Source organism: Paenibacillus albicereus, from assembly GCF_012676905.1.
GTDB classification, from domain to species: Bacteria; Bacillota; Bacilli; order Paenibacillales; family Paenibacillaceae; genus Paenibacillus_O; species Paenibacillus_O albicereus.
Genome location: NZ_CP051428.1, coordinates 3324784 through 3347961 on the forward strand (window position 1 = coordinate 3324784; position 23178 = coordinate 3347961).

General features: G+C 66.6%; 15 protein-coding genes. 6 read left to right on the forward strand and 9 right to left on the reverse strand.

What is annotated here, in order from left to right:
- Nucleotides 1–5: 5 nt before the first annotated feature.
- The gene (locus HGI30_RS14750; RefSeq protein WP_168908250.1) at nt 6–1361 is read right to left on the reverse strand and encodes a hypothetical protein; all 1356 of its coding nucleotides are present in this window, start codon (nt 1359–1361) and stop codon (nt 6–8) included.
- A 6-nt stretch (nt 1362–1367) separates the two neighbouring features.
- Nucleotides 1368–2015, reverse strand: coding sequence for a DUF1906 domain-containing protein (locus HGI30_RS14755; protein WP_168908251.1), 648 nt, complete (start codon nt 2013–2015; stop codon nt 1368–1370).
- A gap of 408 nt (nt 2016–2423) precedes the next feature.
- Between HGI30_RS14755 and HGI30_RS14760 the strand changes: the two genes are divergently transcribed.
- A complete protein-coding gene (locus HGI30_RS14760; protein WP_168907279.1) occupies nt 2424–3668 on the forward strand; it encodes an IS110 family RNA-guided transposase in 1245 nt (414 codons plus the stop codon).
- 1214 nt (nt 3669–4882) lie between these two features.
- Here the strand turns inward: HGI30_RS14760 and HGI30_RS14765 are convergent.
- From HGI30_RS14765 to HGI30_RS14780, 4 genes are read right to left on the reverse strand one after another with little or no spacing between them, the layout of a single operon-like run.
- On the reverse strand, nt 4883–5908 hold the full coding sequence (locus HGI30_RS14765; protein WP_168908252.1) for a response regulator: 1026 nt from the start codon (nt 5906–5908) through the stop codon (nt 4883–4885).
- Complete coding sequence (locus HGI30_RS14770) at nt 5905–7602, reverse strand: ATP-binding response regulator (RefSeq protein WP_168908253.1); 1698 nt, start codon at nt 7600–7602, stop codon at nt 5905–5907. Before HGI30_RS14770 ends, HGI30_RS14765 begins: the two co-directional genes overlap by 4 nt.
- Before the next feature lie 14 nt (nt 7603–7616).
- The gene (locus HGI30_RS14775; RefSeq protein WP_168908254.1) at nt 7617–9827 is read right to left on the reverse strand and encodes an ATP-binding protein; all 2211 of its coding nucleotides are present in this window, start codon (nt 9825–9827) and stop codon (nt 7617–7619) included.
- On the reverse strand, nt 9799–10440 hold the full coding sequence (locus HGI30_RS14780) for a C40 family peptidase (protein ID WP_168908255.1): 642 nt from the start codon (nt 10438–10440) through the stop codon (nt 9799–9801). Before HGI30_RS14780 ends, HGI30_RS14775 begins: the two co-directional genes overlap by 29 nt.
- Nucleotides 10441–10717: 277 nt before the next feature.
- Here HGI30_RS14780 and HGI30_RS14785 point away from each other — a divergent pair, with 277 nt between their 5' ends.
- From HGI30_RS14785 to HGI30_RS14805, 5 genes are all read left to right on the forward strand, one after another.
- Complete coding sequence (locus HGI30_RS14785) at nt 10718–11104, forward strand: SET domain-containing protein (RefSeq protein ID WP_168908256.1); 387 nt, start codon at nt 10718–10720, stop codon at nt 11102–11104.
- A gap of 198 nt (nt 11105–11302) precedes the next feature.
- On the forward strand, nt 11303–11596 hold the full coding sequence (locus HGI30_RS14790) for an ArsR/SmtB family transcription factor (RefSeq protein ID WP_168908257.1): 294 nt from the start codon (nt 11303–11305) through the stop codon (nt 11594–11596).
- Nucleotides 11593–14406: a DsrE/DsrF/DrsH-like family protein gene (locus tag HGI30_RS23260; protein ID WP_235680139.1), complete on the forward strand. Its 2814-nt coding sequence runs from the start codon at nt 11593–11595 to the stop codon at nt 14404–14406. The genes HGI30_RS14790 and HGI30_RS23260 overlap by 4 nt, the downstream gene beginning before the upstream one ends.
- Nucleotides 14407–14553: 147 nt before the next feature.
- The gene (locus HGI30_RS14800) at nt 14554–15180 is read left to right on the forward strand and encodes a helix-turn-helix domain-containing protein (RefSeq protein WP_168908258.1); all 627 of its coding nucleotides are present in this window, start codon (nt 14554–14556) and stop codon (nt 15178–15180) included.
- Complete coding sequence (locus HGI30_RS14805) at nt 15177–15722, forward strand: methylated-DNA--[protein]-cysteine S-methyltransferase (RefSeq protein ID WP_168908259.1); 546 nt, start codon at nt 15177–15179, stop codon at nt 15720–15722. The genes HGI30_RS14800 and HGI30_RS14805 overlap by 4 nt, the downstream gene beginning before the upstream one ends.
- Before the next feature lie 1006 nt (nt 15723–16728).
- Here HGI30_RS14805 and HGI30_RS14810 read toward each other — a convergent pair.
- From HGI30_RS14810 to HGI30_RS14820, 3 genes are all read right to left on the reverse strand, one after another.
- The gene (locus HGI30_RS14810; protein WP_168908260.1) at nt 16729–18693 is read right to left on the reverse strand and encodes a DUF2339 domain-containing protein; all 1965 of its coding nucleotides are present in this window, start codon (nt 18691–18693) and stop codon (nt 16729–16731) included.
- Nucleotides 18694–19916: 1223 nt separating this feature from the next.
- The gene (araA, locus tag HGI30_RS14815) at nt 19917–21401 is read right to left on the reverse strand and encodes an L-arabinose isomerase (RefSeq protein ID WP_168908261.1); all 1485 of its coding nucleotides are present in this window, start codon (nt 21399–21401) and stop codon (nt 19917–19919) included.
- 18 nt (nt 21402–21419) lie between these two features.
- Nucleotides 21420–23168, reverse strand: coding sequence for a ribulokinase (locus tag HGI30_RS14820; protein ID WP_168908262.1), 1749 nt, complete (start codon nt 23166–23168; stop codon nt 21420–21422).
- Nucleotides 23169–23178 lie beyond the last annotated feature (10 nt).

Below are 23178 nucleotides of genomic sequence, written 5' to 3' on the forward strand. Positions count from 1 at the left end.
TCGGTTCAATCGCCCGCCGTCTGCGTGCGGTCGACGGTCTTGCTGGCGAGATAGCCCGCGTGGCTGATGCCGAGCACGGCGAGAAAGCCTTGCCCCAGCGTCGGCAGCTGCCCGAGCTCCTCCGCCGGGACGGTGCCGAACAGCTGGAGCAGCAGCACGCTGTAGGCGGCTGCGCCGACGAGGGTGAAAAAGAACAGCTGCAGCTTGGCCAGATCCACGTAGCCCGCCGTCTTGAGCTCCTCGCCCTGGAACAGGTCGTTCCACGCCGCATCCTGGAACCGCGGCTTGGCGAGCAGGATGCCGTCCCCGGCCGCCACCTGCTCCGGATCGAGCTTGGCCGCCGCGGCCGGGTCCGGCTGCTTGTCCTGCTTCTGCGCATGGATGACGGGAGCGGCGACGAGCGAGGTGACGCTGATGCCCATGAGCGCCCACAGCTGCCAGTCCATGTCGATCTGCAGCGCCGCCGTCGGGTCCGCCAGGCCGTAGGCGCGCAGCGAGGCCGCCGTATAGTAGGCGGACAGCAGCAGCACCGTCCAGATGACGGTCTGGAAGCGGGACAGGCTCATGACGTTGCGTTCATTGACGAGCAGCCCGCGATACCGGCCGGTCAGCCGCTTGCTGACGAGCGCGCACAGCAGCGCCAGCAGCAGTCCGTGTCCGGCCCAGAGCGCTCCTTGGCCCTCGCTGAGCGACTCCTTCAGCTCGGCGAGCCGCTCGGAATCGAGCGGGCCGGCGGGGGAGGCGGCCGGTGGGGAGACGGCCGGCGGAGAGACGGTTAGCGGGGAGACGGGCGGGGAAGACGGGGGCGGATCAACGGTGACGGTAGTGGAGGCTGCCAGGGTGCCCGGCGGGGAGGACGGGGCGGCTGCCAGGATGCCCGGCGGGGAAGCCAGGGCGGCTCCCAGGGTGCCCGTCAAGGGGGCCAGGGCGGCTGCCAGGGTGCCCATCGGGGAGGCCAGGGCGGCTCCCAGGGTGCCGGCTCCTGCAAGGTCGGCGCCGACACGCTCGACGGCCTGAATCATGCCGGAGTCGAGCGTGCTTGCCGTCGAATCCGCTCCGATGGACGCTGCGCTTGCCTCGCTTCCAAAATCGGATGCACTCGTTCCTTGGGGGGAGCCGAGCAGCCGGGCGACGGCGGTTTTGGCCGCCTGCCGATCCTTCAGCTCATCGGCCGTCACGGGAGGCCCGTCGGTCCGGCCGCGATCGAGCTCGGCGATGAGCATCCGCGTCTGCGTCTTGGTGAGGTTGTACGCCGTGACGAGCGGCGGCAGCAGCGCCAGCGCGAGCACGAGCAGCGTGATCGCCGCCGGCAGCGCCGCGCCGCGGATCGGCCGCGGCGGCTTGCGAAGCGTCGGCTCCATCGGCCGTTACCCGTTCGGCGAGGCGATGCGGAAGCCGCCGCCGTCGCCGCTCGATTCGTTCGTATCGACCGATATGCCGCAAACGGTCGTGCTTTGCAGCTGCCGCAGGCTCCAGCCGGCGAACGCCTCGTGACCTCGCCAGCCTCGCGATTCCGCCAGCCAGGCGTAGGCGACCTGCGGGTGCTCGGCACGGATGCGGCCGCAGGTGAGGCCGGAGCCGTAGATGCCGACCGCGTATGGCTTGCCGCCTTTGCGGGCCGCTTCCGCCCCTTCCGCTTGCACCGACTCGATGACGCCTCTGATGTAGTCGCGCACCGGACCGTTCAGGTCCGCATCCGACGCGTCATAGTCGACCGTGAAGTAGATGGGCGTGCCTCCCGGCTGGCCGATGGCCTTGCGGGCGTAGGCCGCCGCGTCGGCGCCGTCCCTTCTTCCCGCTTCGGCGCTGAAATAAGACGCGCTTGTCGGAAAGCCGTTCTCCCACACGGCGACGATGTAAAGCCCCTCCGTGCTCAGGGCGGCAGCCTCCTCCCTCGTCAAATTTTTCTGCGGCCGGTTGCGGTTGTAGTAGCGCCCGACAAACTCGTACCCCGCTTCGCGAATCGCCTTCGCCAGCGAGTGGCAGTTGACTGCCGTGTCGATTCCTTTCGCCATCGTTCTGTCTCCTCGTATAGTATGTTTTGAAAGCTTTTGAAGGCTAGCTTCCAGCCCCCGAGGGAGCTGGAAAACGCCTTCCAAATTCCCAGTGCTTCGTTCTTTGAAAATTGAAATGGGACTGGACTTTCCGGCATGCCTCTGGACAATGGAACGTAGGGTCCATTCGGGGAAATTCTTTTGTCTCCTGTAGCATCGTCTACATCCAAAGTCTGTTTCTCCGGTACGCGTCTGAGCTTCTGACCCGCTGGCCGTTCCCTTCGACACCCCATGCCCGGCTTAGCAAACCGGGGCAGCTCATGGACCGAAGCGTGTTCTTATAGGCGAGGGTGATTGATCTGCGTGTGCGCCGGAGGCATCCCGGAGCGTCCATTCCCTGAATCCCCTATAGAGAGGAGGAATTCTATTTTGAAGCTGTTTGTCGGTATTGACGTCAGTTCGCAAGAACTGGAAGCGTGTTTCATGAATTCGGATGGCGACAAGCTCGAGACGCTCACCGTAAAAAACAATCTCGAAGGCGCATCCTATCTGCGTGATCGTATTGTTGCTGCAGCGGACAAGCACGTGTCATCCGAGATCCATATTGGTCTGGAAGCGACATCGGTCTATAGCTGGCATCCGGCGATGTACATGCATCAGGATGCCGCGCTGCAGAAGCGCAAAGCCAAAGTCTTCACCATCAATCCGAAGCTGGTCAGCAAGTTCAGGGAAGCTTACTCGGATCTGGATAAGACCGACCGCCTCGATGCCTGGGTCATCGCGGACCGCCTTCGTTTCGGCAGGCTGACGACCACCGTCGTCATGCAGGAGCAGTACGTTGCGCTCCAGCGCCTGACGCGCATGCGGTTTCACCTGATCCACAACCTGACCCGCGAGAAGCAATATTTCTTGCAAAACCTGTTCTACAAATGCAACGCCTTTACCACCGAAGTGGAGAGCTCCGTATTCGGTCATGCGCTCATGGAGATGCTCTCCGAGAAGTATAGTCTCGATGACATCGCGACCATGGAGGTCGCTGATCTAGCTGACTATCTGCGGGACAAGGGGCGCAATCGCTTCCCTGACCCCGAGAATGTCGCGCGCTGCATTCAGAAAGCCGCTCGCGCCTCGTACCGCCTTGGGAAAGTCGTCGAGGATTCCATCGACCTGGTGCTCGGCACGTCCATTCAAGCGATTCGCAGCATCCAGTCCCAGCTGAAGGACCTAGACAAGGCCATTGAGCGGATTCTGGACGGCATCCCTGGCGCCAAATGCTTGCGTTCGATCCCGGGCATCGATCGGGTGTACGCCGCCGGCATTCTCGCGGAAATTGGCGACATCGACCGCTTCGGCGATCAGGCCGCTGTAGCCAAATACGCAGGCCTGACCTGGCGCAGGCACCAATCTGGACCGTTTGAAGCCGAGGATACGAAACGCATCAAATCCGGCAACCGATTCCTTCGCTATTACCTGGTTGAAGCTGCCAACTCGGTGAAGAACCGCGATGAAGAATTCGGCGCGTACTACCGGAAGAAATACAAGGAAGTACCCAAGCACCAACACAAACGCGCCCTCGTCTTAACGGCAAGAAAGCTTGTGCGTCTGGTCGATGTGCTGCTACGCAACGGCCAACTCTATACGCCGCGAAGGAAGGTGACGCCCGCGAAGGATTAACGCCTCCTTTGCTAAAGTCCATGCAATTTCCCAGTTAAAATCTGGAATTATGCTTGATTTTCGACTGGGTTTGATTGGATGTGCCTATTTTTCGTGACTGATACGCTTTACAGCCAAGAAAATTTCCAGATCTAACGGATCAGGGGCTTGACATCATACCGCTGGACTTTCGTCGTCCTGTATCCGTTATACCGGGACGACGTGTCAGTCGGACAGTTACGGGCGTCGCCGTTTCTGTCAGGCTTTGGCGATGACGGGCGTCATGGGGCGTGGCGCAGGGCGGTGACGGGCGTCATAAGGCGTAGCGCAGGGCGGTGACCGGCGTCATGGGGCGTGGCGCAGGGCGGTGACGGGCGTCATGGGGAAGCTTGCTGCGGATATGTCCAAGGCCCGCTGGCAACCGCTTGGCTCATCCTCTACCCTCCCTTTCCGAAACGGAAGGAAACGGCTCCAGAGAGCCGCTCCGCTTCTTCAAGAGAGCCCATCCGCTCCGCTCCAGCTTTCGTCGCCCCTCCGCCACCGTTCCAGCCTCTTCATTTTGAAGTAACTCGATTTTTTCGAGCTAATCCCTTCCTGGCGCCCCCTTCCAAGCCCGTTAGCTCGATTTTTTCGAGCTAATCCCTTCCGGGATCGCCACACGAACGTTGAAGGCCTAGCATCTTGATTCCTTGTCCCTCCACGCACCCGAGTTACTCGGTTTTTCCGCGCAACTCCGCCCGGCTGGCACCCCTCGCACCCGAGTTACTCGGTTTTTCCGTGCAACTCCGCCCGCTGGCCCCTCCACGCACCCCAGTTACTCGGTTTTTCCGCGCAACTCCGCCCGCTGGCCCTCCACGCACCCCAATTACTCGGCTTTTCCGCGCAACTCCGCCCGGTGGCACCCCTCGCACCCGAGTTACTCGGTTTTTCCGCACAACTCCGCCCGGCTGGCACCCTACGCACCCCAGTTACTCGGTTTTTCCGTGCAACTACGGCCAATCGGCCCTCCATGCATCCGAGTTACTCGGTTTTTCCGCGCAACTCCGCCCGGCTGGCACCCCTCGCACCCCAGTTACTTGGTTTTTCCGCGCAACTCCGCTTGTGCAGCCACCTTTCGGGCTGCAACCTTCGCTCTCAAGCTTCCTTGAAGTAGAAGTCGGCAGGCGGCTGCCTCTATCGATATAAAAAAGGTGCCCCCTGCCATCTGAAGGAGATGACAGGGGACACCGATGACGTTACAGTTCGACCTCGCGAAGGAGCAATACGGCCGCCGTGCGGTCGCTGACGCCGAGCTTGCTGTAGATGACGCTCGCATAGTTACGGATCGTGCCTTCGTTCATGAACATGACGGCCGCGATTTGCTTGTTGGACATGCCGCTGCGAATAAGTCCAGCTACTTCCAGCTCCCGCCCGGTAAAGCCCCACTCTGCTGACGCAGGCATCCCCGGAATCCTGCCGACGCCCGCATGCTGCCCGGAGCTTGCTATTGAGCGCTTTCCTGAGCTTGCTGCTCCCAATCGCCCTGCTTCCGCTGATAAACCTGGACCCGCTTCCGATCGCCAGGCTTCCGCCGCTGATCCTGGACCCGTTCCCGATCGCCAGGTTTCCCCTGCTGATCCTGGACCCGCTCCCGATCGCGAGGCTTCCGCCGCTGATCCTGGACCCGCAACCGATCGCCAGGTTTCCCCTGCTGATCCTGGACCCGTTCCCGATCGCCCAGCTTCCCCTTCTAGTCCTGGCTCCGCCACCGATCGCCGAGCTTCAGCAGACTGTCCAGCGAATTCGTCCGCCCCATATCCCGCGACTGCCGCCTCGGCCGGCGCTGCCTCCTCCGAGAGCCGCCGCAGTTGGGCAGCGACGTTGGAGGCGACGGCGGCAGGCATGACGAGGCGGCCCTTGGCGGCATCGCGGATCGCGTCGAGCAGCTGCGGGGCGTCCATGTCCTTGAGCAGATACCCGCATGCGCCCGCCGCGAGCCCGTCGCGGACGTAGCCGTCGTCGAGAAACGTGGAAAGCAGCAGGACGACGGTGCGCGAGCCTTCCTCGGCGAGCCGCCTGGCGCATTCAATGCCGCCCATGCGGGGCATCTGGATGTCGAGCAACAGCACGTCCGGCTCCAGCTCGCGAACTCGCTGCAGCGCTTCCGCTCCATCCGCCGCCAGTCCGACGACTTCCATGTCGGACTCGAGCCGCACGATCGTCTGCAAGCCGTCGCGCATGAGAGCCTGGTCGTCGGCGATGACGATGCGCAGCTGCCTCATGCCGACGCCTCCCCACCCGCTCCGCTTGGCGGAATCGGTACCGATGCCTTCTCACATGCGCTGGGCGCCTCTCCGCCCCCAGTGGCTTTCACCTTCGAGGGTCCCGTCGACATACCAGGGGGCGCGGCAACCGCCTCGGCTTCGTCCGCCTCACCAGCGAGCGGCCACGCGTGCCCTGGCTCCGCATGCCTTGCGGCCGCCGCCTCTAACTCCGCTGCTTGGCCGATCAGCGGCTGCTCGGCCCGATCCGGCACGCCCCCGCCCGCCGCGTCCCTCGCCTCACCAGCGAGCGGCCACGCGTCCCCTGGCTCCGCATGCCTTACGGCCGCCGCCTCTAACTCTGCTGCTTGGCCGATCAGCGGCTGCTCGGCCCGATCCGGCCCGTCTCCGCACGACGCGCTCGCCACGCCCGCCGCCACGCCCACCGCGCTCGCCACGCCCGCCGTCTCGACCGCCTCGACCGCCTCGGCCGCCTCGGCCTCCCCCGCCTGGCGGGGCAGCGGCAGCGCGACACGCAGCTCGGCGCCGCCGTGCGCGGCCGCGCCCAGCGTCAGGCTGCCGCCGGCTTCGGCGAGCTGCCCCTGCAGGGCACGCAGGCCAAATCCAGGCTCCGCCTCGCCGCTCCACATGCCGTCGTTCCACAGCGACAGCGCGATCCGCCGCCCGCCCTCGGCGGACGGCTCCGCCTCCACCCGGCAGACGAAGCGCTGCGCTCCTCCGTGGCGGATGCCGTTGGTCAGCCCTTCCCGCAAAATATCCCGCAGCAGCCGTGCCTGGTACCAGCTGAGATGAGGCAGGCCGGCGAAGCTTCCCTCCACGCGGACGCCGCTCGCCCATTCGGCTTCCCGCGCCACCTGCTCCAGCTCCTCCGCCGGAGGCCGACGGACCGCGACGTCCGCCGCGATCGCCCGCACGGAGCCGCGAATTTCCTCCAGCCCCTTGCGCGCGAGCTGGCGCGCGAGCTCCACCTTGGCCTCGGCCTCGTCGCCTTCGCCGGCGGCGAGCAGCCGGCGCGCCGCCTCCAGCTGCACGATCGCCGCGGTCATCGTATGCCCGACGCTATGATGGATCTCGCGGGCGATCCGCCCCCTCTCCTCCAGCACGGCCACCTCCGCCATCGCCTCGTACGCCGAACGGATGGATGCCTCGAGCTGCCGGCCGCGCTCCTCCAGCTCCTGCGTGCGGCGGCGGACCGCCTCCTCGAGCCGCGCCTGCGAGCGGGACAGCTCCACGGCCGCGCGGTAGGCGCGGATCGAGGCGTAGACGGTGCTGAACAGCTTGGAGCTGGTCAGCTCCGTCTTTTCGCGATAGTCGTTGATGTCATAGCTGCGAATGACGTCCGACTCGGGAGCCTGCCCCGGCTGCCCGGTGCGCAGCACGATGCGGACGAGCGCATTGCCGAGCTCCTCCCGGATGGACCTCGCCAGCCGCAGGCCGGCATCCTCCGTCTCCATGACGACATCCAGCAGCACGACCGCGACGTCGGGATGGCCGCGCAGCAGCCCCAACGCTTCCGATGCGCTGTAGGCGCTGTAAAAAACGAGCGGCCGTCCCTCGAACGTCTCCGGCCCGAGCACGAGCCGGGTAATGCGGTGGATGTCCGGATCGTCGTCGACGATCAGGAACTTCCAGCCGGAGCCGTCCTCGACCGCCGGCTCCTCCTCCGGCGCGAAGCCGATCTCCTCTTCCTCCATCCTCTGCTCCTCCTTCATGACCGATTCCTTTCCCGCGCGTTTGCGCCGTCCTGCCGCTCGTCCTCCTCCGACGCCTCGGGCAGCTCCAGCTCGAAGCGCGTGCCCCGGCCGGGCTCGCTCCAGATGCGGATCGCTCCGCCCCAGGTCGTCGCGACGAGGCTGTACACGAGGCTGAGGCCGAGCCCCGTCCCTCCGCGGCCCCGCCGCGTCGTCACGAACGGATCGAAGATCCTGGCGGCCAGCTCCGGCTCCATGCCGACGCCGTCATCCTCGAATTCCACCTGGATGCCCTCCCGCTCCTGCAACCGCGAGATGCGGATCATGACGATGCCGGCGCCTCCCTCCGGATACGCATGCGTGACGGAGTTGACGAGCAGGTTGGTCAGGATCTGATAAAAAGCCCCCACGTATCCCGTCGTCTCCAGCCCTTTCTCCGCCTCCACCCGCACGTCCAGACGGACGCCCGATTCCCGCAGCAGCGGGCTGAGGCTGATCAGCACGTCGAGCGCCGCCTGCTTGGCCTCGAACCGCTGCGGCAGCTCGCTCGCCTGGCCGGCCGCGACCTGCTTGAAGCTGCGGACGAGCTGCTCCGTGCGCTGCAGGTTGGACAGCAGGATGGACGCCGACTCCGAGCTTTCGGCCAAAAACCGCTCGAGCTCGGTCCGCTTCATCTGCCCGGAGGCGTACAGCGTCCGCAGCCGCTCGGCGCGCTGGACGAGATGGCTCGAAGCGGTGACGCCGATGCCGATCGGCGTGTTGATCTCGTGGGCGACGCCGGCGACGAGATTGCCGAGCGAGGCCATCTTCTCCGCCTGCACGAGCTGCCGCTGGGTCGACTCCAGCCGTTCCATCGCCTCCTGCAGCTCCGCCGTCCGTGCCTGCACCCGCTGCTCGAGCGTCTGATTCCACTCGTCCTTGAGCCGGTCCATCGCGAGAAGCCGCTGCGCCAGCTGCTCGGCCTCGGCGAACGAGCCGGCATAGTGGCGGGCGAGCAGCACCGACTGGAAGAGCGAGAACATCAGAAAGCCCAGCGGAGCGAGCGAGGCCGCGCGCGTCAGGTCCGCCATGTAGAAGAAATCGTGGACGACCGTGCCGGCGAGGAAAGCGAAGCCGCAAAGGAACAGCAGCGCTCCGCGCTCGCCCCGCGCTACCGCCACCGCGATCGCGCCGACTCCGTACGCCATGACGAAGCAGGCATACAGCTCGGCGGGGAGCAGCGCATATTCGTAGACGCGCTGCTCCGCCACCAGGCACAGCAGCGCTCCCAGGCCGCCGACGGCGTCGGAAGACCGGACGAGCCTGCGCCCGATGAACGCCGGATACAGCTCCCGCAGCATGCGCGTCAGCAGCAGCAGGCCGAGATAGAAGATGAGGTAGAGCGCCTTGGCGAACCATTGCCAGTCCAGCGCCGGAAAGATCGTGTAGACGAGGCGATCGTTGACCAGCAGCGTCCGCACCGACATGAGCAGCGAGAAGGAGCCGACGTACAGCGAAGCGAGATGGCGCCTTCGCACCGCGAACACGAGCAGATGATAGAACGCGATGATGCCACAGGCGCCGAAGGCGAACCAGGAGATCGCCGCGTCGCGGCGATACAGCGCCCCGAGCTCCGCTTCCGTGCCGATCAGCGGGCTGCGCTGGAACCCGCTTTTGTAATAATCGAAGTTGGACAGCTGCAGCACGAGCTCGAGCTCCGGCCCGTCCGCCCGCTCCAGCGGCGCCACCTGCACGATCTGGCGGGGCACCGCCTCTTCCCGCGAGCAGGAGACGACGCCGGCCGATGCCGTCTCGCGGCCGTCCGCCCACAGCCGGTACGAGGTGAACAGATTGCCGAGCTTGACGGCGAGCAGCGGCAGGTCCTCCGGCACGAGCGCCGTCAGCCGCAGCGTCGCGCAGCCGTCCAGCGGGTAGGTCCGCCCCCCGATCTCCTGCTTGTTCCAGTAGCCGGGCACGTCCATGAAGCCGGCCGGCCGCGGCGGCGGGCCGCCATCCCAGCTGGCCGGCTCCAGCAGCCGGCCGGGGTAGAACTCCCACTGTCCGCGCAGCGCGATCGCTTCGTCGAACGGCTGGCCCGACAGGTCGATCGTCCCCGCCTCCGCCGCAGGCGACCGCTCCCGGCCGCCTCCCGGGGCCAGCAGCGCCCACGCCGCCGCACCGATCAGCAGCAGCAGGACGACGGGTAGGAGCAGCCGCCTCTTAGGCTTGGGAAGTCGGGATTTCGACATCCTTCAAGTACCTCAGCTCGCGCGCGAGCTCCATGCCTGGGGCGAGCGGCAGCTCATGGCTCACGGCCAGCAGCTTGGGCGAGTAGGCGTTGGACGGATGCGCGCGCTTCATCCAGCCGAGGCGCATGTAGGTTTCCGCCACCAGCTCGCTGCAGAAGAACGTCTTTTCGTCCGCCTGGCAGTCCCAGCGCCCTGCGAGCAGCTCCTCCGCCATCCGCTTCAGGCTCGGGAACGACGCGTCATGCACCTCCTCGACGAACGCCTGGAACTTGTCCAGCGTGTCCGCCTGCCTTTCCCCGATCAGCTGGCGGAACGCATACCGCGAATCGTAGCGGCCCGCCTCGTCGGTCGCGATGCGCTCGCGCAGCCGCACGAGCATCGGTCCCGTCTTGATGCGATGCTCCTCGACATCCTCGAGCGTCGCCGTCGTCGTCGACTCCCAGAGCAGCGCCTCGTCGAAGCCGGGCAGCCGGACGACCATGCCGACATGCGACCATTCCGAACGGCTGATGATCTCGATCTCCACCGATTCGCGAAAAATGCCGTGAAAAAATACCAGATCCCCCGTCTGAAGCGTGCGTTCCCATTCCGTCCAAGCCGATTGCAGCGTCATGCCATCCCTCTCCCTATCCCGTGTCGCAGCCGGCGCAGGCGCCCGCATCGGCAAAAAAGCCCGTTCATCCGAGTGCCGCCTCATGTCGTCGGAGCAGGAGCGGCCAGGCGGAAAAACGGGCGTCTCGCGGATACGTCAAGCGCCGCGCAGGAAGCGCAATCCAATTTTACCATGAAAGCGCTGCTTCCGGCAGGAGCCTAAAGGCATGGTTTGCCGTTTTCGCGGCCGCGGGTTAAACTGAAGTATTCATTCCATGGAAGAGGAAGGGGAGCCGCTCATGCTGGAAGTGCGCCAATCTCCGAATACGACGGGTGAATTCACCCGGGGCGTATTCGCGACCCGCAACATCGCCAAGGGAACGCTGTTCCACGAGGCTCCGGTCGTCACGTATCCGAACGAGGAGCACGAGCTGATCGAGCAGACGATCCTCGAGGACTACGTGTTCAACTTCGGCGCCAACCACGGCGCGCTCGTGCTCGGCTACGGGAGCCTGTTCAACCACTCGTACGAGCCCAACGCGGTGTACGAGCTGAACTTCGATCAGCTGACCGTCGAGTTCTACGCCTATCGCGACATTGAGGCGGACGAGGAGATCATGATCAACTACAACGGCGAGCCGGACTGCGACGATCCGCTCTGGTTCACCGAGGACGACGGGGACTGACGAAGGGGAAAGATGCGGCGAGCTCAGGACGGCGAGCAAGTTCGAGGCGAGCGGAGCAAGAGCGGGTATGCCCCTGTTCCGCTCGAAGCGAGCGCGTCGAGGACATTTTCCCCTCGTCGGCGATCCCTCTTGCTCATTTCATCCATATATTGTAATATTACGTTATAACGATTCTTTGCGCGAAAGGAAGACCCGCCTATGAACACCGACAGCCGAGCGTTCGAGGAGGCGGCCGAGCTGCTGAAGGCGCTCGCCCATCCCGTGCGGCTCTGCATCGTGAACGGCCTGCTCGCCAAAGGCTCCTGCAACGTCAGCTTCATGCAGGACTGTCTCGGCCTGCCCCAGTCGACCGTCTCCCAGCATCTGCAGAAGCTCCGCGCCGCAGGCATCGTGCAGACGTCCCGCAGCGGCCTCGAAGTCCACTATACGATCGCCGACGAGCGCGTGAAGCAGCTCGCCGGCATCCTGCTCAAGGAGGAACCCTTATCATGACCCGCAAGATCCTCATCGTCGGCGGCGTCGCCGGCGGCGCTTCGGCCGCCGCCCGCCTGCGCCGGCTGGACGAGAACGCCCAGATCGTCCTGTTCGAGCGCGACGACCATATCTCCTTCGCCAATTGCGGCCTGCCCTACTACATCGGCGGCTCGATCCAGGACCGCTCCCGCCTGCTCGTCCAGACGCCGGAGGCGATGACGGCCCGCTACCGGCTGGACATCCGCGTCCGCAGCGAGGTCGTCGCCGTCGATGCCGCTGCCCGCAACGTGACGGTGCGCACCCGCGACGGACGGACGTACGAAGAGACGTACGACGCCCTGCTGCTGTCTCCCGGCGCGAAGCCGATCGTGCCGCCCGTGCCGGGCGCCGGGCTCGACGCCGTGACGACGCTGCGCAACCTGGCCGATACCGACCGCATCAAAAGCCTCGTCGACCGCCAAGGCACGCGCTCCGCGCTCGTCGTCGGCGGCGGCTTCATCGGCGTCGAGATGGCCGAGAACCTGCGCGAGGCCGGGCTGGACGTGACGCTCGTCCAAAGCTCGGGCCAGATTCTGGCTCCGTTCGATCCGGAGCTCGCCTCGATGCTCCAGACCGAGCTCGAGCGCGCCGGCGTGCGCGTCCTGCTTCATGAGACGGCGAAAGCGTTCCGCGAGCTGGCCGGAGGCGCCGTCGAGACGGAGCTGGCCGGAGGCGGCTTCATCCGCTCGGAGCTCGTCGTGCTGGCGGTCGGCGTCGAGCCGGATACCGCCTTCCTCCACGGCAGCGGCATTCCGCTCGGCGAGCGCGGCCACATCCTCGTCGACGAGTCGATGCGCGCCGGGGCCGACGGCGTCTACGCCGTCGGCGATGCCGTGCTCGTCCGCGAGCTGCAGAGCGGCCGGCCATCGGCCGTGCCGCTGGCCGGCCCCGCCAACAAGCAGGGCCGCATCGCCGCCGATGCGATCTGCGGCCTGCCCTCGACGTACAAGGGCGCGCAGGGCACGTCGATCATCAAGGTGTTCGGCTTGACCGGAGCCGCGACGGGACGCAGCGAAAAGACGCTGCGCGAGCAAGGCGTGCCGTACGAAGCGACGTACGTGCACCCCGCCTCCCACGCCGGCTACTATCCGAATGCCGCGCCGATGGCGCTCAAGCTGTTGTTCGCTCCGGACGGCGCCGTCCTCGGCGCGCAGGCGGTCGGCGCGGACGGCGTCGACAAGCGCATCGACTCGATCGCCGCCGTGCTGCGGCTCGGCGGCACCGTGCATGACCTCGCGGAGCTGGAGCTGGCCTACGCGCCGCCTTATTCCTCCGCCAAGGACCCGGTCAACATGGCCGGCTACACGGCGGAGAACATCCTCGCCGGCCGCATGCCTGTGTTCCACGCGCCTGAGCTGGCGGAGCGCGACGAGTCCGCGACGCTGCTCGTGGACGTCCGTTCGGTCATGGAGCATGAAGCCGGACATATCCCGGGATCGCTGCTGGTGCCGGTCGACGAGCTGCGGGAACGGCTTGCCGAGCTGGATCCGAGCCGCGAGATCTGGGTGTACTGCCAGGTCGGCATGCGCGGGTACACCGCCTCCCGCATCCTGGCCCAGCAAGGCTACCGGGTACGCAATTTGAGCGGCGGCTTCAAGACGTACCGGCTGTTCGAGGCGGCGAAGCGGATGGACGAAAAGGCCTCCCAAGCCCGACTCCAGGCTCCGTCCGCCGTCCCGATCGCGGCCACCTCGGAAGCTCCGGACCGTCCTGACGCGGCCGGTGGTGCCGCGGCGGCTTCGCAGCCGCAAGGCGGCAGCGGCGCGGCTCCAGCGGCCGTTCCGGCACGAGACGGCAGCGGCGCCATCGGTACCGCCGTCCAGGAGCCGCTCGGCGGCAGCCGCGCCGACGGCCGCCATGCCGTAAGGCAGGACGGCCTCCCGTCGAGCGATGCTCGGGAGACCGCCTCCGTTTCCAGCGCTGCCCGGGCTGCGGTCGAGACCGTCGCGAGACCGCTCGCCTCCTTCGCCCCGGCCGCCGCCGCACCTGCCGCAGTGGGCGACGCCCCGGCCCGGGCCGGCCTGCCGCAGCCGGACGCGACGCTCGACGCCTGCGGCCTCTCCTGTCCCGGTCCGCTCATCGAGGTGAAGCGGCGGATGGACTCGCTCGAGCCCGGGCAGGTGCTGCGCGTGCAGGCGACCGATCCCGGCTTCGGCGAGGATGTCGGGGCGTGGGCCCGCATGTACGGCGCCGAGCTGCTGCAGGCCGGCCGCGCGGAAGGCGGCCGCTTCGAGGCGCTCCTGCGCAAGCGGCCGGCCGCAGCGCTCGCGGCGTCCGGCGCTCCGGCCTCCACGGCTCCGGCAGCGGCTCCCGCCGCTCCGGAGGGCAGCACGCTCGTCGTCTTCAGCGGCGACCTCGACAAGGCGATCGCCTCCTTCATCATCGCCAACGGCGCCGCCTCGAGCGGCAAGAAGGTGACGCTGTTCTTCACCTTCTGGGGACTCAACGTCATCCGCAAGCCGGAGCGCGTCCAGGCGGACAAAGGCCTCGTCGGCAAGATGTTCGGCCTGATGATGCCGCGCGGCAGCACGCGGCTCGGCATGTCCCGCATGAACATGGGCGGGCTCGGGGCGAAGATGATCCGCGGCGTCATGAAAGGCAGCGGCATCTCCTCCCTGGAGGAGCTCATCCAGACGGCGCTCGATCAAGGCGTCGAGATCGTCGCTTGCTCGATGTCCATGGACGTCATGGGACTGAAGCGGGAGGAGCTGATCGACGGCGTCAAGGTCGGCGGCGTCGGCTATTACCTCGGCAAGGCGGACCAGTCCGGCATCAACCTGTTCATTTAGCAAGGCCGCATCCCGAGAAGCATGGGGCGGGCAGAAGGGCCTGAAGAGGCCGGCTGCCCGCCCCATGCCCCGTTCTTGCGGTCTCATCCTGCAAGGCGTCCGCAAGCGCCTGAAAAAGAGTATACTGGCATCATGGAGGTGACCCGCATGAAGCGAACGACCCGCTCCGGCTCGGCCGGAGCCCTGCTCGGCGGCGAGATGCCGTCAGACCGCGAATGGACCGCCATCACGGGCTGCGACGCGGCGGCGGACGGCGCGTTCTGGTACGCCGTGCGCTCGACCGGCATCTTTTGCCGGCCGTCCTGCCGCTCCCGCGAGCCGAGGCGCGACCGCGCGCTGGTGTTCCGGACGCCGGAGCAGGCGATGGACGCCGGATTCCGGTCCTGCAAGCGCTGCGAGCCGGAAAAGGCCGCCAAGCCCGACGAGGCTTGGCTGGCCGAGATGGAATCGCTCCTGGCGGCGCGACTGCGCGAGGGCCTGTCGCTCGGCGAGCTGGCGGACGCCGCCTGCCTGTCGCCCTGGCATCTGCATCGCCGCTTCAAGCGGGCGACAGGCTTGACGCCGCAGCAGTACATCCGCCGCGAGCGGATCGCGCGGGCCAAGCGGCTGCTGGACGACACGGAGCAGACCGTGGCGTCCGTCGCCAAGGAATGCGGCATCCCTTCGGCGAGCCGCTTCATCGCCTTGTTTCGCCAGGAAGCGGGCTGCACGCCCGCCGAGTACCGCCGCCGGACAGGCGGAGAACAAGATGCCGAAGGAGGCAAAGCCGAATGAGCGCAGAAGAGAACGTGCTGTACTGGAGCGTGCTGGAGATGGACGGCTGGCGGCTGCATGCCGCGGCGGATTCGGAGGGGTTCGCGTTCTGCGGATCGCAGGACGCCCCGTTCGAGGAGCTGGCCGAGTGGGCGGGGGCCCGCCGGCCGGGGTCGAGGCTCGAGCGGTCCGATGCCGTCCTGCAGCCTTATCTGGATGAGCTCGCCGCCCTGCTGAGCGGAAAGAGCCGGGAGTTCCGGCTGCCGCTGTCGCTCGGCGGCACCGCGTTCCAGCGGGAGGTATGGGACGAGCTGCGGCGGATTCCGTACGGCGAGACCCGCACGTACCTCCAGATCGCCGAGGCGATCGGCCGGCCGTCGGCCGCGCGCGCCGTCGGCGCGGCGATCGGCGCGAACCCGGTGCTCATGCCGGTGCCCTGCCATCGCGTCGTCGGCTCCGGCGGCGCCCTGACGGGCTACCGGGGCGGGCTGGAAATGAAGCGCCGGCTGCTGGCGCTGGAAGGCTCTGCGGGCCGGCAGCCTGTCCCGGAGCGCCGGAGCTAGTCGGCGGCGCCGCAGGACGGCAGCCTGTCCCGGAGCTAGCCGGAGCTAGCCGGCTTCGCCGCGGGCGGCGCTGCAAGCAGGTTCATGCCCGGCGGCGCTGTTGCCGAGGGGGCATCCGCGAGGACAGCGGGACATGCCGGCACGTCCGCAGGTTCCGATGGACGGACCAAAAAGAGTCGAGCCCCTATTCGCGGGGCTCGACTCTTTTTGGCGTTCCGGCGATTCGGCCCGCTCCCTCGCATCCAAGGCATGTATGTGCCTTGGTTCCGGCAAGTTCGGCCGGCTCCCCCGCATCCAAGGCAGTCATGTGCCTTGGTTCCGGCAAGTTCAGCCGGCTCCCTCGCATCCAAGGCGGGTATGTGCCTTGGTTCCGACGTCGGCCGGCCCCCTCGCATCCAGGGCATGTATGTGCCTTGGTTCCGACGTCGGCCGGCCCCCTCGCATCCAGGGCATGTATGTGCCTTGGTTCCGGCGATTTGGCCGGCTCCCTCGCATCCAAGGCAGATAGGTGCCTTGGTTCCGGCAAGTTCAGTCGGCTCCCTCGCATCCAAGGCAGATAGGTGCCTTGGTTCCTGCGATTCGGCCCGCTCCCTCGCATCCAAGGCGGTTATGTGCCTTGGTTCCGGCAAGTTCAGCCGGCTCCCTCGCATCCAAGGCGGTTATGTGCCTTGGTTCCGGCAAGTTCAGCCGGCTCCCCCGCATCCAAGGCATGTATGTGCCTTGGTTCCGGCAAGTTCGGCCGGCTCCCCCGCATCCAAGGCGGTTATGTGCCTTGGTTCCGGCAAGTTCGGCCGGCTCCCCCGCATCCAAGGCAGATAGGTGCCTTGGTTCCAAACTTTGCAGCTTGCCCGGTTTGCCCGTCAAGCTGCGCCAGCCCCGCCTTGCTGCCCAGCCTAGGCTGGGCATGTCTCGCCTGTCGCAGCCAGCCTATCAAGGCTGGCTTCGCCCTTCCATCTCCGCGCGCGGCAAAGGCTTGCGGAGCGTTTGGGCCCGATTGCCTTTCCCGCTATTCCTGCTGCTTGCGGTAGAGCATCCGGGACGCCAGGATGCCGACGATGCCGAGGCCGATGAACAGAATCGCCCGCACAGCGGTCGAGACGCCCGGCAGATCGATGAAGATGACCTTGATGAGCGTCAGGAACAGCAGCGCGATGCCGGCGGCCCGCACCTTGGCCTTGTGCAGCAGCAGTCCGACGGCGAAAAGCGCGACGGCGTAGGCGACCCAAACGGCGGACAGGACGAGCGAGCGGCGGTCGGGATCGAGCGTCTCGGCGAGCACGAGCGTCAGCTGCGTGAGGAAGACGAGCACGAGCAGCCCTCCGCTCCAGAGCAGCAGCGGTCCGGGACCGCCTGGCAGCTCCTTGTGGCGCAGCGGCCGGAGCAGGACGTACATCGCGGTCCAAGCGGCGAGCAGCACGAGCCAGCCGAACGTCTCCTCCGACCAAGCCTCGCGGATCGGAGCGTTCAGCACCAGCCCGACGCCGAGGAACAGCGTGGCGGCCGCCCCTGCTTTTTGCAGCCCGGAGGACAGCCTCAGGCCCAGGTAGAGCGATGCCACGCCCTGAGCGAGCAGCACCGGACCGAGATAACGATACGAGGCGGCGTCGAAAGCGAGCAGCACCCAGCCCAGCGTCGACACCGCCATATACAGGCGCATCCGATCCTTGTCGCGGGCACGAAAGCCGAAGGCGGCTCCCGCCAGCAGCAGCGACAGCGCGGCGATCATCCAGCGGTAGCCGGATTCCCCCGCCAAGGCATGGAGCCAGCCCGCATTGACGGCGAACGAGGCGAGCAGCAAGGCTTGCCGCTCCGGCTTCCTGGCGAACTCCGCATCCCGCAGCGACAAGCCGAGCTGCAGGAGGTAATGAAGCAGCAGCGCTCCGAGCACGAGCCATCGCTCGCCCGCTCCTTCCGCGCTCGCGCCCCCGAACAGCATCGGCGGCAGCAGCAGGACGTACGACAGGACATACGCGATGCGGAAGCTGGAGCGCCAGCTGAGCAGCAGCACCGCGGCCGAGAAAGCAGCCTCGTAGCCGATGAACAGCGGCAGGTTCGGGTCGGCCGAGTCGACGAGGAACGGCACGAGTGCGCCGGCGACTCCAGCGGCGAGCATAAGCGCCTGCGACCGATAGCGCAGCGAGCAGCCGACGAACAGCAGCACCGCGGCCGCATAGAGGGCGAATGCCGTTGCCGGGCCGATGAAGCCGTACAGCATGTGAGCGGCGAAAAGCGTCAGCACGAGCACGCCGTTCGCGCCGCCGAGCAGCGTCTGCGCCAGCGCTCTCCGGTCCTGCTTCATCCAGCGGACGCCCAGCCCGAACATCGCCGCCGAGGCGGCGATGCCGATCCAGCAGCGGATCGCCGGCGTGATGTAGCCCGCGCTCGACGCCGCCAGGAAGCCCCACAGCACGCCGATCAGCAGGACGACGATGAAGATCCTTGGCAGCCAGACCTGGCCGATCTGACGCTCCCAATCCATCGGCGGACGCGGCTGGCGCGTTTCTGCCTGCTGTCGGCTGCCCGCCGGATGCATGATCTCTTTCGGATGCGTGCCTGGATGCTCTCCCGGCTCCGGACGACCGCTCTGCGCATTCCTTCCTGCCTGCTGGCTGAGGCCCGGCAGGCGCGTTTCCTCTTCCAGATGCGTGCCTGGATGCACTTCCGACTCCGGTCGACCGCTCTGCGCATTCCTTCCTGCCTGCTGGCTGAAGCCCGGCGGGAGCGCTTCCTCATTCGGAGGCGCGCTTGGATGCACTCCCGCTTGCGGGTGCACCTTTGATTCCGGTTGATTGACGTGCGGACGCGCATCGGCCTGCAGGCCGTTTTGCGATGAATTCGCCTCGGCATATGTTCCTGCCTGCAGCGGCTCTCCCGCCTGCAGCAGCCGTCCGTATCGGTACAGCTGACGCCGAAGCTCCCGGACTTCTTCCTCCAGCCGCTCGACCCGCGTTTCCATCGTTTCCTGACTCATCGGCGTCCTCCTTCCGGTTCGCATGATCGTCCTATTATGGCAACGCCTTCCATCTCGTGTCAACGCTTTAGCTTGATGCGGCGGCCACGGGACCATCATCATGCTTGCTGGGCATGAGCCGCCATTGTTCCGCAGGGTCACAGAAATAAAGCTCATGCTCTACCCGTCGCATGAAGGCAGTCCCGACCCCTTCAACTCTCGCCCGTACTCCCGATCTGTCGCATGAAGGCAGTCCCGACTCCTTCAACTCTCGCCCGTACTCCCGACCCGTCGCATGAAGGCAGTCTCGACCCCTTCAACTCTCGCCCGTACTCCCGACACGCCGTATGAAAGCAATCCCGACCCCTTCAACTCTCGCCTGTTCTTCCGACACTCCGCATGAAGGCAGTCCCGACCCCTTCAACTCTCGCCTGTACTTCCGACACTCCGCATGAAGGCAGTCCCGACCCCTTCAACTCTCGCCCGTACTCCCGACACGCCGTATGAAAGCTGTCCCGACCCCTTCAACTCTCGCCCGTACTCCCGACCCGCCGCATGAAGGCAGTCCCGACCCCTTCAACTCTCGCCTGTACTTCCGACACTCCGCATGAAGGCTGTCCCGACCCCTTCAACTCTCGCCCGTACTCCCGACACGCCGTATGAAAGCAGTCCCGACCCCTTCAACTCTCGCCCGTACTCCCGACACGCCGCATGAAGGCAGTCTCGACCCCTTCAACTCTCGCCCGTACTCCCGATCCGTCGCATGAAGGCAGTCCCGACCCCTTCAACTCTCGCCCGTACTTCCGACACTCCGCATGAAGGCAGTCCCGACCCCTTCAACTCTCGCCCGAACTCCCGACCCGTCGCATGAAGGCGGTCCCGACCCCTTCAACTCTCGCCCGAACCTAAGCCAACGGGCACGGCTAATCGGCTGCCACTCAAGCCAACCTGGCTAAAGAAAGAGGCTGTCCCGGGGCCGTCGCTTCGACCTCTGGGACAGCCTCTGCGGGATGGCGTATCGTTCTAGTACTTGTTACAGCCTATAGAATAGAAAGGTTCATGCCGCTGCTTATTCGAGGCCTAATCGGTATCCAAACGAGATAGATCGGTCGCGGTTCAGACGCTTGCTGCCCATACGGACCCTGGCGGCGGACGCTTGCTGCTCGGCGGACGCTTGCTGCCCATACGGATACGGACCTGCCGGCGAAAGCTTCGCCTCAAGCCGCCCTGACCGCGCGCGCCGCCTAGCGGCCCAGCCGCCAGGCGAGGTCGCTCCACCGCAGCTCCTGGCGCAGGCGTCCCGGGTCGGTGCCGCGGCCGATGACGACCGCCTCGATGCCCGCCATCTCCGCGAAGTCGAGCAGCTGCTCCGTCTTCACGACGTACGAGAAGCCGGTATGATGCGCGCCGCCGGCCGCGATCCAGCCCTCGACTCCGTCCTTGAGCGTCGGCAGCACCTTCCACAGCACGCGCGCGACCGGCAGCTTCGGCAGCGGCCGGCCCGCCGCCACCGCCTCGACCTCGTTCACGACGAGGCGGAACCGCCCGCCGAGGTCGACGATCGTCACGTTGAGCGCTTCGCCGGCGCGGCCGTCGAACACCATCCGCGCCGGGTCCTCCTTGCCCCCGATCCCGAGCGGATGCACCTCCAGACGGGGCTTGCCGGCCGCGATTGTCGGGCAAATCTCCAGCATATGCGCGCCGAGCACCAGCTCGTGGCCCGGTTCCAGATGATAGGTGTAATCCTCCATGAACGAGGTGCCCGCGTTGCCGGCCATCACTTTCATGAGGCGCACGAGCGCGGCCGTCTTCCAGTCGCCTTCGCCCGCGAAGCCGTAGCCGTCCTCCATGAGCCGCTGCACCGCGAGGCCCGGCAGCTGGCGCAAGCCGTGCAGATCCTCGAACGTCGTCGTGAACGCCGTGAAGCCGCCTTCCTCGAGAAAGGAGCGGATCGCCAGCTCCAGCCGCGCTTGATAGGCGATCGCCTCGCGCTGCTCCGGTCCCGGAGCGACGATTTCATAGCGCTCCGCATACAGAGCCATCCGCTCCTCGACCTGCTCCGCCGCCACCGCCTCCACGCGCTGCGCCAGGTCGCCGACGCCGTACGTGTTGACCGACCAGCCGAACTTGATCTCCGCCTCGACCTTGTCGCCCTCGGTGACCGCGACCTGGCGCATGTTGTCGCCGAAGCGGGCGACCTTGAGCGATCGGCTCTCGGCGAATGCCGCCGCCGTGCGCTGCCAGCCGCCGAGCTGGCTCAGCACCTCCGCGTCCTGCCAGTGGCCGAACACGACCTTGCGCGGCACGTTCATGCGAGCGGTGATGAAGCCGTGCTCGCGGTCGCCGTGCGCCGACTGGTTGGCGTTCATGAAGTCCATGTCGATCTCGTCCCACGGGATGTCGCGGTGGAACTGAGTGGCCAGATGCAGCAGCGGCTTGGTCAGCGCGCTCAGTCCGCCGATCCACATCTTGCTCGGGGAAAACGTATGCATCCAAGTGATGACGCCGGCGCAGAGCTTATCCGAGCTCGCCTCGACGAGCGCCTGCCGGATCTCGTCCGGCGTCTTGACGACGGAATGCAGCGACACCTCATAAGGCAGTCCGCCCTCCTCGTTCAGATGGCGGACGATCGCGGCGGCGTTGGCCGCGACCTCCTCGAGCGTCTCCGGACCGTATAGATGCTGGCTGCCGGTCAGGAACCAGAAGCGATAGGCAGGTACAGGAATCATAGAGAGAAGACCTCGCTTTCAGATAATGGATGTGGATGCGGATGTGCATGTGGATGCGGATGCGGATGCGGATGAAGGCATGGATGCGGGAGCCGCAGCGGACTTCGCCGTCTCGCGGATCGTCTTGAGCGTCTTCATCACGTCGTTGCCGCCGCGTCCGAAGTAGTCATGCAGCCGGCTGTATTCACCGTACAGACGCTCGTAGACGGCTTGATGGTCCGGAATCGGACGATAGCTCTCTTCCTTGACCCGCGCCATCGCGGCGGCGGCTTCGACGATCGTCGCGTAGCCGCCTGCCTCCTCGCCGGCCGCGACCGCGGCGAACATCGCAGCGCCGAGCGCCGGCGTCTGCCGAGAGTCGGCGATGAAGATCTCGCGCCCGGTCACATCGGCGTAAATCTGCATGAGCAGGCGGTTCTTCTGCGGCAGGCCGCCGCAGGCGTACAGCACGTCGACCGGCACGCCGCTGCCGTGGAAGGCGTCGACGATCTTGCGCGTGCCGTAGGCCGTCGCCTCGAGCAGCGCGCGGTAGATCTCCTCGGGGCGCGTCTGCAGCGAGTAGCCGAGCAGCAGGCCGGTCAGGTCGGTGTCGACGAGCACGGAGCGGTTGCCGTTCCACCAGTCGAGCGCCAGCAGCCCCGACTCTCCCGGACGGGACTTGGACGCCTCCGCCTCCAGCCACTCGTGCACGCCGATGCCCGCGACGTCCGCCGCCTCGCGCACGTAGGCCGGCACCCCCTCGGTGACGTACCACTCGAAAATGTCGCCGACCGCCGACTGCCCGGCCTCGTAGCCGTAGTAGCCCGGGATGATGCCGTCCTCGACGACGCCGCACATGCCCTCCACCTCGCGCTCCTCCGTGCCGAGCAGCATGTGGCAGATCGACGTGCCCATCGCCATGACGAGCTTGCCGGGCGTCACGACGCCGACCGCCGGCACGGCCGCATGGGCGTCGACGTTGCCGACCGCGACGGCGATGCCCGCCCGCAGGCCGGTCCGCTCCGCCATGTCCGGCGTCAGGCCGCCGGCGCGCGTGCCGAGCGGCACGATGTCGCCGCGCAGCTTCGTTTCCGCCAGCCGCTCCAGACGCGGATCAAGCGCTTTCAAAAAATCCTTGCCCGGATAGCCGTCCTGCTTGTGCCAGATCGCCTTGTAGCCCGCCGTGCAGCTGTTGCGCAGCGTCACGCCCGTCAGCTGCGCGACGACCCAGTCGGTCGCCTCCAGGAACCGATCCGTCTCCTCGTAGATATGCGGAGCCTCGTCGAGAATCTGCCAGATTTTAGCCATCATCCATTCCGAGGAAATCTTGCCGCCGTAGCGGGCCAGCCAGCGCTCGCCTCGCTCGGCCGCGATCTCGTTCAGCCGGCTCGCCTCGTCCTGGGCGGCGTGATGCTTCCACAGCTTGACCCAGCTGTGCGGCTCGGCGCTGAACGCCGGCAGCAGGCAGAGCGGCGTGCCGTTCTCGTCGACCGGCAGCATCGTGCAGGCGGTGAAGTCGATGCCGATGCCGATCACCTCGTCCGGATCGATGCCGGTCTGCCGCAGCACCTCCGGAATGGAGCGCTCGAGCACCGCGATGTAGTCGCCGGGATGCTGCAGCGCCCAGTCGTCCTCCAGCAGCCGGCCCGTGCCGGGCAGCCTGCGGTCGATCACATGATGCGGATAGGGCGTCACATGATCCGCCATCTCCGCCCCGTCCGCCAGATTCACCAGCACGGCGCGTCCGGACTGCGTGCCGTAATCGACGCCGATGGCGTAGTTGCCCATTCTGATCTCC

Excerpts from the sequence above, each read along its gene's own strand:
- HGI30_RS14750 (WP_168908250.1), bottom strand. The coding sequence starts at position 1,361 with ATGGAGCCGACGCTTCGCAAGCCGCCGCGGCCGATCCGCGGCGCGGCG.
- HGI30_RS14755 (WP_168908251.1), bottom strand. The coding sequence starts at position 2,015 with ATGGCGAAAGGAATCGACACGGCAGTCAACTGCCACTCGCTGGCGAAG.
- HGI30_RS14765 (WP_168908252.1), bottom strand. The coding sequence starts at position 5,908 with ATGAGGCAGCTGCGCATCGTCATCGCCGACGACCAGGCTCTCATGCGC.
- HGI30_RS14770 (WP_168908253.1), bottom strand. The coding sequence starts at position 7,602 with ATGGAGGAAGAGGAGATCGGCTTCGCGCCGGAGGAGGAGCCGGCGGTC.
- HGI30_RS14775 (WP_168908254.1), bottom strand. The coding sequence starts at position 9,827 with ATGTCGAAATCCCGACTTCCCAAGCCTAAGAGGCGGCTGCTCCTACCC.
- HGI30_RS14780 (WP_168908255.1), bottom strand. The coding sequence starts at position 10,440 with ATGACGCTGCAATCGGCTTGGACGGAATGGGAACGCACGCTTCAGACG.
- HGI30_RS14785 (WP_168908256.1), top strand. The coding sequence starts at position 10,718 with ATGCTGGAAGTGCGCCAATCTCCGAATACGACGGGTGAATTCACCCGG.
- HGI30_RS14790 (WP_168908257.1), top strand. The coding sequence starts at position 11,303 with ATGAACACCGACAGCCGAGCGTTCGAGGAGGCGGCCGAGCTGCTGAAG.
- HGI30_RS23260 (WP_235680139.1), top strand. The coding sequence starts at position 11,593 with ATGACCCGCAAGATCCTCATCGTCGGCGGCGTCGCCGGCGGCGCTTCG.
- HGI30_RS14800 (WP_168908258.1), top strand. The coding sequence starts at position 14,554 with ATGAAGCGAACGACCCGCTCCGGCTCGGCCGGAGCCCTGCTCGGCGGC.
- HGI30_RS14805 (WP_168908259.1), top strand. The coding sequence starts at position 15,177 with ATGAGCGCAGAAGAGAACGTGCTGTACTGGAGCGTGCTGGAGATGGAC.
- HGI30_RS14810 (WP_168908260.1), bottom strand. The coding sequence starts at position 18,693 with ATGAGTCAGGAAACGATGGAAACGCGGGTCGAGCGGCTGGAGGAAGAA.
- araA (WP_168908261.1), bottom strand. The coding sequence starts at position 21,401 with ATGATTCCTGTACCTGCCTATCGCTTCTGGTTCCTGACCGGCAGCCAG.
- HGI30_RS14820 (WP_168908262.1), bottom strand. The coding sequence starts at position 23,168 with ATGGGCAACTACGCCATCGGCGTCGATTACGGCACGCAGTCCGGACGC.